Here is a 13772-nt window from a genome sequence, read left to right on the forward strand (position 1 = left end):
GACGGCCCAAACCGCAGACGGACAGAGGCGATGTGACGCCCTCGGCCCTGAACCGGCAACTCGGAGAAGCCCGCTTAACACCAGTCACCTAGAGCTGGAGCAGCCGTTGGATGATCTCCCGGTACTGCCTCAGCGCGTGTCGGAGTTCGTCGGACCGGGTCTCGGGGTCCTGCTCCTCCCAGCCGGCGCGGAGGAGACGCCGCCGTTCCGCGAGGGCGTTCACGAGCTGGGCGGTGGTTTCGTCGTAGGCGCTCTCGGCCTCTTCCAGCGCCTCGCGCGGAGTGTCGGCGAAGGTGTTGAGGACGCGTCGGAGGCGCAGGACGATCTCGTCCCGATCGGCCGACGGGAGCAGCGGCTCCGAGCCCGGGGCGATGGGGGTCCCCCGTGCGAGCGAAGTCGTGCGCGGGGGGAGCTCGTCGGGCCCCCGGGGCCGGTCCGCGGGCTGCTGGGCGCGTGTCTGGTCGTACATCATCGGGTGCCGCTTCCGTTCCGCCCGAAGGCTTCCTTGGTCTTCTCGACGTCCTGCTTCAGCCTTCAGCCTTCAGCCTTCAGCCTTCAGGTTTCAGGCTTTGGGCTTCCGCTTCCGGCGACCCGGTCGAGGACTGCCCGCCGAATCGGCAGGGCGCCGACGGCCAGGGAGACGACGCCCGTCACACCCCCACCACCAGTCGCCCGGGCCGGCCGGTGGCGGCCTCGCACGACGAGGAGGCGGCCTGTTCCGCCGCCATGAGGGCGGTCGCGGTCAGCGGCGGCCCGGTGCTCGCGCTCGCGGCGGCCATCAGCCGGGCTGCCGAGGGGGCACCGGCCTCCGGGGGTACCACCAGGAGGTCCCAGCGACCCGCCGTACAGGACAGCAGCATGATCTTGTACGGATCCTGCTCCGACGTGAACCAATCGACCTTCACCACATGGCCGTCGACCAGGATCCTGCGCGGGATGATCGGCCACTGGCGCGGGTTGACGGCGATACGGGTGATCCGTCCCCACAGCGGATCCAGTACGTACGCCAGAGCGGAGAGTTCGTGTGTCAGGTCACGTGACCGAGGCCACCAGGCGCCGTGCAGCTCGACGCGCCTTGGGGCAGGACTCACGGGTTTCAGGGCAAGGCGTGCGGTCGGGGCCCTGAAGGGCAGGTTCTGTAGCGGGGGATGGTCGGTGGTCGCGGACATCGCGCGAACCCGTCTCCGGACCTCTGCGCGTGGACAGCCGGCCGGTGTTGTTGCGCACCGGGAACGACATCGGCATCGGTGGCCGGTGTGCGAATTACTCCCGATGAGTTCACGCTACTCCCCGAACAGGCCGAATGGACCGCGTCCGGACCTCGGCGGCTGAGAAGCAGCCCGACCCCTGTGCTTCGTTGCGGTGTGGACACAAGCCACGGCTTCCGCTTCTGGGTGGTCGCTTTCGGGTTCTCCAGGGCGGTGGAGACTTCCGCGCGCAGCCGTTCCGGGTGGGCGCCCTGCCGCGCGGCGGTCGCCGTACGGGCAGGTCCTCGCGCACCTCTCGTCGTAGCCCCCAGCCGACCGGAAGCAGCTCGCGGCTGCGGCCCTGAGCCCCGGAGCAGTCCCCCAGGTGCCGCCGCACCCCCTCCGGTCCAACATTCGTGCAGGTCAAAGGGGTTGCGACGACACTCCTCCGAAGGGTCCCTCAGATGTCCCGGAAGCGACCAGCCGATCCCGTGGCCTGCTGTGATGGGCTGCTGTATGTCGCTGACCTGCGCGTATGTCCTTTCGGCTCTTTCAGGCTCGTGCCCGTTGATGCAGCTGGAAGTCCCAGAAAAAAGTCCGTGGAGACTCCCACGCCCAATCCTCGCCCTTTCGGCTCTGCACAGGGCCGGGGCTGCGGTGTGGACTGTGGGCCGTGCATCGCTGGGCCACTCCGACGGCGGTCTCCGCAACGCGGGATCGACGTCGTTTTGGACCTCAGTGCGTGCCGAACGTCCTACGATCGCCGCCCGTCTATCCGGCACCGGAAGTACGCGCACTTCCTGCCCCGAGCGGGAGCACGCGACAGCGCCGTCATCGACGCGGTCTTCGCGTAGCTGTAGCCCCGATCGACCGGGGACAGCCCGCTCTCGGCCCAAAGTCCCGGGCATCGGAGATCCATCAGAAGCCCCCTAGATGCTCCCGGAAGAGACCAGGCAGCGCTGTGACCAGCGAGGCGTTCAACAGCGTGCTCAAGGTCGAGTACGTCCACCGGCGCACCTTCGCCACCGGTGCCGAGGCCCGGATCCGGATCGCGATCTGGTCGACCTGGAGCACCGACAGGTCTCCACGATTCGAGGGGATGGTCGGTTCAGGCGCGGTACTCGTGTGTCAGCATCGCCGAGGCCAGCTCGACGCGGGAACGGTAGCCGGTGCGCTTGAAGAGTCTGCCCAGCCGACTCTCCACGCTCTTCGCGCTGCCGCCCAGCACGGCGGACAGCTCGCGGTTGGTCAGGCCCTCGGTCACCAAGATGGCCAGCAGCCGCTCGTTCTCTGCGATGACGACGCCTCTGTGCGGTACGGCGACACCGCGTTCGCGCATCAGGTTCCGCAGTTGTGCTCTGCGCAGCAGCGCATCCAGGCCGCCGTAGACCGCGTATGCCTCGAGCAGTAGCTCGGCGTCGGCCACTCCGTGGCGGACCACCGTGGCTATGGTGTCGGCCAGCTCCAGCGGCTGGGCGCGCTGCCGGGCGAGCTGGACCGCCTCCGCCGCGGCGGCGCGGTCGCGGTGCACCATCGCGGTGGCGAGCAGGTGGCACAGGCGGGCCCGGCCGGTGCCGATCAGCTCGGCTGTCCTGCGCACCTCGGTCACGCACCGCTGTGCCGTCGCCCGGTCGCCGCGGGCCAGTTCCAGCTCGGCCGTCCTCAGCCACAGAACGTCCATGCCGACCACCAGACCTCGTTCGACGGCCTGGGCCAGGCCGTCGGCGATGACGCGGCCGGCCCGTTCGGTATCGCCCAGGGCCTCGTCCAGGAGCGATTCCGGCACGGCCAGCAGGTGGAGCATCACGGGTTGCACGGTGCGCGCCCGCTCGATCACCAGGCGGGCCTCGGTCAGCCGGCCGCGCGCACCGAGGAGGATGCTCGTCTCGCGGGACACCAGGGTGTGGCTGGGCAGTTCGCCGACGGAGAAGCCGGTGGCCAGGCCCAGCCGGGCCAGATCGAGTGCCCGGTCCCAGTGCCCGCTCTGACTGTCGGAGATCACCTGGTCGGGCACCGTCCGGTACTGGGCGGGCAGTTCGTAGGCCGTCAGCATCCGGTCCGCGCGGTCCAGCTCGCCGAAGGCCATCAACGTCCGGGCCAGCTGCCTCAGCCGCTCGAAGCGGTGTCGCGTCCCCAACGTCCACAGGGCCCATTCCGGCGGATCCGCGACGGCCTGGTCGAGCGGCTTGGTCCGGCCCAGGTACGCGTCGACGCACTCACTGATGAGCAGGCCCAACGCGGCGACGACATCGTTGTCTCGTCGCCAGACGTGTCGTTGGGACACCAGGTGTTCGTCGGCTTCCCGCCACCGGTCCAGATGGCACAGCGCGACACACCGGACCAGGATGCGGTGCCCCTCCCCGACCGGCAGTGAGCGCCAGCCGCCGTCGCAGATCTCGGTGAGTGCCGCCGTGTTCAGGGTTCCGGCCAGTGCGACGGTGTAGACCATCTCCATCTCGAACAGCGCCTCGGAGCTGACCAGATGGGCATGTTCGGACAGCACTCTGAACGCGCTGTCGACGGCCTCGGCGTACCGCAGATGGACGTGGCAGGTGGTGGCGTGCGTGGCCAGTGCCCAGGCGCGTTGTTGCGGCTCGGTGATCAGCTCGATGGCGGCGCGCAGCCAGCGCTCTGCGGAGTATCCGTCGTCCAGCATCGCGGCTGTGCCGTGGGCGAGCAGTTCTCCGGACGCCCGCCGGGAGTCCACGAACCGTCCTGCGGTGACCAGTTGCTCGGCCAGATACCGGTCATCCGCTCTGGCGTCGCCTGCCCAGATCGCGGTGACCGCCAGTTGGGCGAGCCTGCGTCGCTCGTAGGGCCCGAGGCAGCCGGTCAGGGCGGAGGTGAGCAGCGGCAGCCGGAACCGCCAGTGCCCCTTTTCCGGACCCTGCCGGAGTACACCCTCGGCGCACAGCGTCGACAGCGCGCCACGGACCTCGTCCTCGCCCCGGCCCACCGCTTCGGAGATCAGCCCGGTCGCCGCGCCGCCCAAGGGAAGAAGCACCGCCGCTGCCTTGGCCACCGGCCAGACCAGGCCGCCCAGTCGGCGCAGGTACTCGATCGGCGGCAGGTCGATGGGCAGTTCGGGCGGCCGGTCCGGCGAGGTGAGGTAGACGTGCCGGTCGTATACGTAAAGCCCTCCGGTGCGCTGGTGCCCCACCACGGCAGCGAGCACGGCGGCGGGCCTGCCGCGGCACTCCCGTTGCAGATAGGAGAGCAGCGCTGCTGTCGGCCGGGCCTGCAGCCTCCTGGCGATCAGCGCGCTGATCTCCGGCTCGCGCAGCGGACGCAGCGGCACCACCTCGGCGAGCGAGGCGGCCTGCAGCTGCTCCAGCGTGGCCCGGTCGCCCGCCGCGTCGGCCGGTGAGGGGCGCACCGTGCAGACGAACGTGACCGTGCCCCCGGCCAGCGTGCGGGCGAGCGGCAGCAACACGGCGCGGGAGGCGGGATCGGTCCAGTGCGCGTCGTCGATGAGTACCGTGATCTTGTCGCTCGCGGTGAGGGCCGACCGGAGCTCGGCGGCGACCTGCCGCCCGGCCTCCGCGAGTGGCGCCGTGTCCTTCGCCGTACGCCTGACGTCGCCGCCCTGGTGGAGGGCGGCGAGTTCGGCGGAGAGCCGGGAGGCCAGGGAGTAGGGGCGGTCCCGCTCGTTGCGCGCCACCCGCAGCGACAGGGGAGTGAAGCCCCGCGCAGCCAGCTCGTCCCGGACGGCGGCCAGTACTGTACTGCGGCCCATGCCGATGGGGCCGGTGATCAGGACGAGCGGTGCCGATTCCGGTGAGACGGCGATGTCGACGACGCTCGCCACGACGTCGTCACGGCCGACCGGTGCCTCCGCCGGCCGGGCCGTGTCGGGCGCACTGCGCCAGTGATCGATCACCCGTCCAGTATGCCCGCCGCGCCCGACAGGTTGTTGAAAAGTAATACGATATGCGGGCAACGTTGGTTCCGTTGTGAACGAGCGGTGTGCTGCTCGGAGTTGACCGCGGAGACCGGGTACGGCGGCAGGCCTGCGGGCTGTTGCCGCGCGAGGCGTCACAGGAGGAGGCAGGCAGTGGCCCGAGCGCGTGCCGCAGTGCGGGGCAGGGATCATGAACTGACGGCGCTGCGCACGGCGCTGGCGCCCGAAGGCGGACGCCTCATCGTCCTCAGGGGACCGGCCGGTATCGGCAGGACCACGCTGCTGGACGCGCTGGGCCGGATGCTGGCCTCGGACGGGACACGGGTCCTGCCGCTGCGGTTGGGCGCCGGTCCGGACAGCGAGGGCGACGCGTTCGCGCTCACCGCGCTGGTGCGCACCGTGCGCGAGCGGTTCGAGCAGTTCCACGAGGCCGGGCTGACCGAGGCGCTCAGTACGGTGGCCCGGCTGCGCGACGCGGCGGGACAGGGCAGCGGCGGATGGACGCCGTCCATGGTCGCCGCGCTGGGCAGCCTGTTCGACACCATCGGCCGTCAGGAACGCGTCGCGGTCCTCGCCGACGACGTCCACGCGGTCGCCGAGCCCGCCCCCGTGCTGACCGCGGCCCGCCGGTCCGGCTGTCTGGTCGTGGCCACCTGCGAGGAGGGCGCCGAGCGCGGCCCGGGACTCGCCGAACTGCTGACCGCCGCCGACCAGGTGATGACGATCGGTCCGCTGGCCGACGACGTCACGGAGTCCCTGGTCCGTCGCGCGATGGGAGCACGCCTGGACGAGGCGGTGCCGACCGCTCTGCGCACGGCGCTGGGACCACTGTCAGGCAGCCCGGGCACCGTCCTGAGCACCCTCGACGAACTCCGCAGAAGCGGCCGGCTCGTCGCCTTCCGCGGCCGGCTGTGCCTGCGCACGCCGGCGGAGCCGGTGGCTCTGCCCGCCGACCACCCCCTCCTGCGCCGGGCGGCTTCACTGGGCGATCCGGCCATGCGGCTCCTGGTCGCGGTCGCGGCCCTGAACGGCCTCGCCGTGGACGACCTGCCGCTGCTCGCCGAGACTCTCGGGACCGACCCCGCCGAGTGCGGCCGGCTGCTCGACCTGCTGATCGAGGCGGGGGTGCTGACGGCCGACCCGGCGGGCCTGATCTCCTGCCGGTGCCCCGCCCTGGCGGCCACCGTGGCCGGCCGCTCCGGCGCCCGCCACGGCACCGCGTTGCACGCGTCGATCGCCGAGCGGCTGATGGCCCGGCACCGGCGGCACGGCGGGGTCGACCTCGTGTCGCTCGCCGACCACATCGCGCGCGGCGGAGCGGCTGTGACGCTCGACGACGACACGGTCGGCCGGCTGATCGACCTGAGCGCGACAGCCGAGCCCGACGAGCCGGAGCGCGCCGCCCTGTGGTACTCGGCCGCACTGCGCCACCTGCCGCCGAAGGGGCCCGAACACACCCGTACGCTGACCAGACTGCTCGCCCTGGTCATCCGTACCGGCCAGTACGAGTTGCTGCGCGAGGTGCTCACCCGGTACGCGGAGCAGGGTTGCGCCGAGGACGCCCTGCCGGAGATCCGCCTCGCCGCCGTTCTCGTCGCCCTGCACACCGGCGAGCGGCCCGCCGAACGTGCCGTACGGGCGCTGCTGGACGCACCTTTCTCAGGCCGCAGGCCCACCGGCTTTTCGGAGTGGTGGTTCGGTTGTCGCCTCGCCCCCGGCGCGCGGCAGCCGCTCCGCCCGGCCTCGGTGCGGGCGGACAGGGCCGGGGCCGAGCGGATGGACTTGCTCAGCGCGGCGTTCTCCGGTGACGTCGACGCCTGCGAGTGGGCTTGGCGCGGCTCGGGCGGCACCGTGCCCTCCCCGGAGCTGGACCAATTGCTCTGCGCCGCCTCGGTCGCCGACATGGCCGACATGGCCGACGTGGCCAGACTGATGCTCGGTGCCCGCTACCAGGTGCCGGTGACCGGTGTGCTCGGTGCCTACCACCGGGTGGTACAGGGCTACGCCGACGCCGACTGGACACAGGCCATGTCCGCGGTCCGGGAACTGGAACTGTCGGGCGCCGAGGACACGCTGGCGCACCACGCGGCGCGCCTTTTCGCCGCGGACATGTGCGCCGTCCGCGGCGAGTTCGGGCAGGCGGCCCAATGGCTGGCCGCCGTGACCCCGGCCCCCAGGCTCGCGGTGATGCGGACCTGGGTGCGCGTCGGCCTGGCCGACAGGATGGGCGACGACGGCCGGGCGGTGCGGTTGGCCCTGCTGGCCGGACCGCGGCTGCGCCGGGCCGGGCTGCACGCGGGGCTGTACTTTCTGCTGTCGCGGGCGATACGGATCGCGGTGTCGGGTGACGACCACGAGGGCGCCGCGGAACTGCTGGCGGAGATCGAGCTGCTGCCCCAGGAGGACCGCGCGGACACACGGGAGAGCCTTCTGCTGGCGCGCGGCCTGGTACGCCGCGACCTGGGGTGGGCCCGGTCGGCCACCGACCTGACGCGCGCGAGGGGGGATCGGCCCGCGCTGCTGGAATCCTGCCTGGCCATCGCCCGGTTCGCGGAGGACCCGCGGCCCTGGCTGCGCGAGGCCCACACACTGGCCACGCAGTGCGGTGCGTCGGTGCTCCTCGAGCGCATCCGCCAGATGACCCGTGAACGCGGGGTGCCCGCCCCGCGCACCCGTGGTCGGCGTGACGCCCTGGCCGTCACCGAGCAGCGGATCATCGAGCTGATCGGCGAGGGCCTGACCAACCGGCAGATCGCGCTGCGCCTGCAGCTCAGTGAGAAGACCGTGGAGAACTACCTGACCCGCCTGTTCGCCCGCACCGGCTGCCGTTCGCGGGTCGAGCTGGCCGCGGCCAGCCTGAGCGGCCGGCTCACCTTGACCGCGACCTGAGAGCCGCCGTGGCACGGCTGCCGGGGCCGAAGATGCCAACGTATGGTCCCACTCGGGCCGATGCGGACCGACGGTGACGACAGCCGGATACGGCGTGCCTACTGTCTTGCCCATGACCGACATCGATGTGCCTCAGGTCGCCGATCGCGAACTGGCAGCGATCGTGGGGGCCGAGGTCGAGGGCCGGTGGCCTGACGACGTTTCGGGCCTCGACGAGATCGTTCGCTACGGACTGGTGCCTTTCGGGAAGATGATGGGGCCCTGGCTGGTGACCCACTCCAGTCTCGCCGTGGGAGGTGACAGAGCGACTGTCCTTCCCGCCGCGGTGGCCGTGGAGTGCGTCCAGGTCGGGGCGATGATGCACGACGACATCATCGACCTCGACGGGGAACGGCGCAGCAAGCCCGCCGCGCATACCGTGTTCGGGCAGCCGACGGCGATCGTCGGCGGGGACGGACTGTTCTTCCACGGCTTCGCCGCCCTCGCCGAATGCCAGGAAGCCGGCGCGCCCGCCGAACGGGTGGCCCAAGCGCTGGTGGTGCTCTCCAGGGCGGGACTCCGCATCGGGGACGCGGCCATCCGAGAGATCCGGATGAGCCGGGAGGTCTGCTCCGTCGACGACTATCTCGGCATGATCGCGGACAAGAGCGGCGCCCTTCTGTGGATGGCCTGCGGCGTCGGCGCCACGCTGGGCGGCGCGGACGACACGGAGCTCGAGGCGCTCAGCCAGTACAGCGACCAGCTCGGCGTCGCCTACCAGATACGCGACGACCTCATGGCCTACGACGGCACAAGGGCGGGCAAGCCGAATGTTTCCGACGTCCGCAACGGCCGGCCCACCCTGCCCGTGCTGCTCGCCCACGAACGCGCCCCCGCGGCACAGCGGCAGCACATCGAGCAACTGCTCGCCGACACCGCCATACCGGTCGAGGAGCGCTACGAGGCCATGGCGGGACTGGTCCACGCCTACGACGGCGTCTCGGCGGCGCGCGAGGCGTCGCACCGTCACGTGGAGTTGGCTGCGAAGGCGCTGGAGAACCTTCCCCCCAGCGTCCACAGGGACGCGCTGGCCGATCTCACCGTGCCGGGGCGCCTGGTATAGCGCGCCACCGAACCCGAGGAGCTGTGCTGATGACCTCCCCGACCTATGCGACGTATCTGCACCTCGACGAACTGCTCACCCTGCAGCACCCGCTGACACCGGTCGAGCAGCAGGACCTCAGGGACAGCGAACGGCAATTCATTGTCGTGCATCAGGCGTCCGAGACCCTGCTCAGCCAGGTTCTCGTCGACCTGCGGCACATCGACACCGGCCAGTGCGGACAGGAGTGCTATGCCCAGCGCCTGGAACGGGCGACGCGGTTGGTGGACTCCCTGGAGGGACAGCTGACGCTGCTGCGCCACACGCTGCTGCGGGAGGAGTTCATGCTCTTCCGGGACCGGTTCGGCACGGCGAGCGGATTGCAGTCGAAGCAGTTCCACGAACTGTTCGGCCTCGTCCGACAGCTGGTGAAACGTGGCGCTGAGGACCGTCCGCCGGCGGACTCCCGGCGGCTGACCGGACTGAACGACGCGGTACGGCGCTGGCGGCGCACCCACCTGGAACTGGTCGGCCACATGCTCGGCGACCAGCCGGGCTCGGCCGAGACCTCCGGGATGCGCTTCCTGGCCGCCCGGCTGGACGACACCTCCGCGGACGAACCGGCGGGCGCCGACGGGGCACGCGTCGTGCCGCCGCGGCCGGCGGACACCGCGCACGTCACCGACAGCCGGCCGCTGCCCGCACCGTCCGGGCGGTCCGGGCGGTCCGGGCTGGGGCATGTGGTCGTGGTGGGAGGCAGCGTCGCGGGGCTGCTGACCGCACACGTCCTGGCCGGCCACGCGGAACGGGTGACGGTACTCGAGCGTGACCAGTACGAGGACGCCCCGGGGCCCCGCGCCGGCGTGCCGCAGTCACGCCACACCCATGTCCTGCTCACCAGCGGCATGAACGCCCTGGACGAACTGCTGCCCGGGCTGCTGCCCGCACTGGTCGACTCGGGGGCACCGCGGCTGGCGGTCCCCGGCGACCTCGGCGTGTGGCAGGCGGGGCAGTGGATATCCCGCCGCAATCCGTCCAAGCCCATCATGACCCCGTCCCGTCCGTTCCTGGAGCACCACATCCGCCGACGCGTCCTGGACGGCTCCCGCATCCACGTCCGCACCGGTGTCGAGGTGGCCGGCCTGCTCGGCCGGCCCGGACACATCACCGGCGTCGCGGTCCGTGACCGGGGCGGCGACCACCACGCCCGGCAGGAGATCGAAGCCGACCTCGTGGTGGACGCCACCGGACGGGCCAGCCGCACCCCGGCCTGGCTGGCCGAGATGGGCGCCCTGCCGCCCGCCGAGGAACTCGTGGAGACCGGGCGGGCGTACGCCACCTGCGTCTTCCACGCCGAGGACGGGCCCGAGGACCTCAGCGGCTTCTACATCGTGCCCGACGCCGGCCAGCCGCTCGGCGCGATCATCCTGCCCGCCGAGGGCGACCGCTGGATGGTCACCCTGTCCGGGCCGCGCGACCAGGCGCCGCCGGGCGGCACCGAGGACTTCATCGACTTCGCCGGCCAACTGCCGCACTCCGCCCCGCACAAGTGGCTCAGCTCGGCCCGTCCGGTCGGCCGGCCCGTGGGCTACCGGCACACATCCAACCGGCGTCGCCGCTACGACCGCCTGGGACGGCACCACACCGGACTGCTCGTCGTCGGAGACGCGCTGTGCGCGCTCAACCCCGTCTACGGACAGGGCCTGTCCGTCGCCGCCCTGAACGCCGTCGCCCTCGGAAAGGCACTGGCCGGCGACCGCACCCCCTCGGCCAACGCCCTTCAACGGGCGGTGCTGCGCTCCTCCCGCTCGGCGTGGGAGGTCGCGACGGGCGCCGACAGCCCGATGCCGGGCGTCGCGGGCAACGCGGTGCGGTCCGGGCCCGTCGCCCGGCTGTTGACCCGGTACCTCGACCGAGTGCGCGATCACGTGCCCCACGACCCGGTCGTGTGCAGTGCCAACCGTGACGTCCTCTTCCTGCTGGCCCCGCCCCGCACGCTCGTCACCTCCTTCAAGGTGCTGCGGCGGGCCCTGCTGAGCCCACCCGGGCCGGCCTCGCCCGACCTACCCACTCCGTGACCATCACGAGCCGACAGCGAAGGTGAACCATGCGACACGCCAGCGTGCTCCCGGACCGTCCGGGAAGGGACCGGTGCCGAACCGGGCCCCGGTTCCCCCTCCGTGGTGCGGGCGGCCGGTGGACCTCATGACGACGACGCCGATCCGAAGCCTGTCCGCCGTTCTCGACACCGGCCGGACGCTGCTCGAACCCGCCCTGCGCGACGCCATCGGTCGGCACCTGGGTCCGGAGATGAGCAGGATCGCCCACTACCACTTCGGCTGGGCCGACGCCGACGGGCGGCCCACCGGCACCTGGGGCGGCAAGATGGTCCGGCCCGCCCTGGCGCTGCTGTCGGCCCGGGCGGCCGGCGCGGCGGCCGCGGACGGCCTGCCCGCCGCGGTGGCCGTGGAACTGGTGCACAACTTCTCGCTGCTGCACGACGACATCATCGACGGCGACGAGACCCGGCGGGGGCGGGCGACCGCCTGGACCGTCTTCGGGATGCCGGGCGCCATCCTGGCAGGCGACGCCATGGTCACCGCGGCCACGTCCGTACTGATGAGCGCGCCGGGCGCGGGCGCCCGTTCCGCCACCCTGGCGCTGATGACCGCAACCCAGCGGATGATCGACGGCCAGGCCGCCGACGTCGAGTTCGAACGACGCGAGGACGTGACCCTCGCCGAGTGTGTGCGCATGGCCGGCGACAAGACCGGCGCCCTGCTCGGCAGCGCCTGCGCGCTGGGCGCCGACCTGCTGGGCGCCGAACGGCACTTGGTCGAGCGGCTCGGTGCCTTCGGGGAACACATCGGGCTCGCCTTCCAGCTCGTCGACGACCTGCTGGGCATCTGGGGCGACCCGGACAGCACCGGGAAACAGGTGGCGGCCGACCTGCGGGTCCGCAAGAAGTCCCTGCCCGTCGTGGCGGCGCTCGAGGCGCCCGGGACGGACGAGCTGCGCGCCCTGTATCTGCGACCGGAGGCATTGGCCGAATCCGACATCCGACGCGTGACCGAGCTCGTGGAACGAGCAGGCGGACGGGACTGGGCGCGGAACGAGGCGGACCGTCAGATCGCCGCGGCGGCGGAGTGCCTGACCACCGTCGGTATCCCGGACGATGTGCGCGGCGAATTCCAGGAGGTCGCCGACTTCATCGTGGGCAGGCGGATATAGATGGGGGAGTCACGCCCCGGCCTGTCGGCCGTCGCACGGCCAAAGGCGCAGCCGCTCGCCCCCTTCACCGAACGCGGGACCGTCGTGGTCGTCGCCTCCGCCGCAGGGATTGCCGCGATGGCCCAGACCACCATGGTGCCGCTGCTGGGGGAGTTGCCCAGGCTGCTGCACTCCGGTGTGACGGGCACCTCGTGGGTCGTCACCGCGACGCTGCTGGGCGGCGCCGTCACCAGTCCCGTCGTCGGTCGGCTGGGCGATCTCTACGGCAAGCGGCGGCTGATGCTGTGTGTGCTCGGCGTGGTCACGCTGGGCTCGCTGCTGTGCGCGGTCGCCGACTCGGTGCCCCCGATGGTAGTCGGGCGCGGCCTCCAAGGCGTCGGCATGGGGCTCATACCGCTCGGCATCAGCCTGCTGCGCGATGTGCTGTCCGAGCGACGGCTCGGCTCGGCGATCGCACTCACCTCCTCCGTCCTGGGGGTCGGCGCGGCGGCCGGGCTGCCGCTGGCCGCGTTGGTGGCCCAGTCCGCCGACTGGCACCTGCTCTTCTGGGCCACCGGTGCGCTGACGGCGCTGATGGTCGTGCTGGTGGCCCGGCTGGTGCCGCCGACCCCGGCGCCGGCCGGCGGGCGCTTCGACGGCGTCGGGGCGGCGGGCCTGGTCGTCGGCCTCACCGCGCTGCTCGTGGCGATCTCCTACGGCGGCGAGTGGGGCTGGCTCAGCGCCTCCACCGTGGGCCTGGCGGTGGCCTCCGTGGTGGTACTGGTGCTGTGGGGCGTCTGGGAACGCAGGGTGACCGATCCGCTGATCGACCTGAGCACCACGGCACGGCGGCCGGTCCTGCTGGTGAACATCACCTCCATCGTCGTCGGCTTCGCCCTGTATGCCCAGCTCCTGATGGTGCCTCAGCTGCTGCAGCTGCCTACCCGCACGGGCTACGGACTGGGCCGCTCGATGGTCCAGGCCGGTCTGCTGATGCTGCCGGCCGGGCTGGCGATGATGGGCGCGTCCACGGTCGGTGCCAAGGTGTCCGCGGCACGCGGCCCCAAGCTTTCGCTGCTGCTGGGCACCGTGCTGATCGGCCTGGGATATGTGGCCTGCCTGGCCCGGATGGACTCGGTCCCGGTGCTGGTGATCGGCACTGTGGTGACCCAGGGCGGCGTCGGCTTCGCCTACGGCGCGATCCCCGCGTTGATCATGACAGCCGTTTCGCCCGCCGAGACCGGGGTCGCCAACGGGTTCAACACACTCATGCGCTCCATCGGCACATCACTGTCCGGCGCCGTGGTCGGGGCGATATTCGCCGGGCTGAGCGGGTCGCTCGGCACAACGTCGGTCCCCTCACGCGAGGCGTTCGTGCTCGTCGCGGTGGTCGGCATGACCGGCGCGGCGTTCGCCCTGCTGACCGGCGCCGCGATCCCCGGCCGGCCGCGCACGGCTCCGCGTTCCGCTCTTTGAACGTCCGCTCCCCACGACAAGAAAGCAG

General features: G+C 71.9%; 9 protein-coding genes. 5 read left to right on the top strand and 4 right to left on the bottom strand.

Going from position 1 to position 13772, the window contains the following annotated elements:
• Positions 1 to 88 precede the first annotated feature (88 nt).
• The 4 genes from AB0J04_RS20890 to AB0J04_RS20905 all read right to left on the bottom strand — a co-directional run bounded on the left by AB0J04_RS20890 (position 89) and on the right by AB0J04_RS20905 (position 5067).
• Positions 89 to 472, bottom strand: a complete 384-nt coding sequence (locus AB0J04_RS20890; RefSeq protein ID WP_363170006.1) for a hypothetical protein — start codon at positions 470 to 472, stop codon at positions 89 to 91.
• Positions 473 to 650: 178 nt separating this feature from the next.
• Positions 651 to 1169 (bottom strand): DUF5994 family protein, encoded by a 519-nt coding sequence (locus AB0J04_RS20895; protein WP_363170007.1) that lies wholly within the window; start codon positions 1167 to 1169, stop codon positions 651 to 653.
• A 936-nt stretch (positions 1170 to 2105) separates the two neighbouring features.
• Entirely contained in the window at positions 2106 to 2261 is a 156-nt protein-coding gene (locus AB0J04_RS20900) for a hypothetical protein (protein ID WP_363170008.1), read from the bottom strand.
• Positions 2262 to 2295: 34 nt separating this feature from the next.
• Positions 2296 to 5067, bottom strand: a complete 2772-nt coding sequence (locus AB0J04_RS20905) for an AAA family ATPase (protein ID WP_363170009.1) — start codon at positions 5065 to 5067, stop codon at positions 2296 to 2298.
• Positions 5068 to 5241: 174 nt separating this feature from the next.
• Here AB0J04_RS20905 and AB0J04_RS20910 point away from each other — a divergent pair, with 174 nt between their 5' ends.
• The 5 genes from AB0J04_RS20910 (at position 5242) to AB0J04_RS20930 (ending at position 13744) form a co-directional block, all read left to right on the top strand.
• Positions 5242 to 7977, top strand: coding sequence for a LuxR C-terminal-related transcriptional regulator (locus tag AB0J04_RS20910; RefSeq protein ID WP_363170010.1), 2736 nt, complete (start codon positions 5242 to 5244; stop codon positions 7975 to 7977).
• 112 nt (positions 7978 to 8089) lie between these two features.
• Positions 8090 to 9079, top strand: coding sequence for a polyprenyl synthetase family protein (locus tag AB0J04_RS20915; protein ID WP_363170011.1), 990 nt, complete (start codon positions 8090 to 8092; stop codon positions 9077 to 9079).
• Positions 9080 to 9108: 29 nt separating this feature from the next.
• Positions 9109 to 11136 carry a tryptophan 2,3-dioxygenase family protein gene (locus AB0J04_RS20920; RefSeq protein ID WP_363170012.1) on the top strand — a complete coding sequence of 676 codons (2028 nt, stop codon included), beginning with the start codon at positions 9109 to 9111 and terminating at the stop codon, positions 11134 to 11136.
• A 127-nt stretch (positions 11137 to 11263) separates the two neighbouring features.
• The gene (locus tag AB0J04_RS20925) at positions 11264 to 12289 is read left to right on the top strand and encodes a polyprenyl synthetase family protein (RefSeq protein WP_363170013.1); all 1026 of its coding nucleotides are present in this window, start codon (positions 11264 to 11266) and stop codon (positions 12287 to 12289) included.
• Positions 12290 to 13744, top strand: a complete 1455-nt coding sequence (locus AB0J04_RS20930; protein WP_363170014.1) for an MFS transporter — start codon at positions 12290 to 12292, stop codon at positions 13742 to 13744.
• The last annotated feature ends 28 nt before the right edge of the window (positions 13745 to 13772 follow it).

Origin of the sequence: Streptomyces sp. NPDC050263 (genome assembly GCF_040655955.1) — a bacterium.
Taxonomy (GTDB): domain Bacteria; phylum Actinomycetota; class Actinomycetes; order Streptomycetales; family Streptomycetaceae; genus Streptomyces.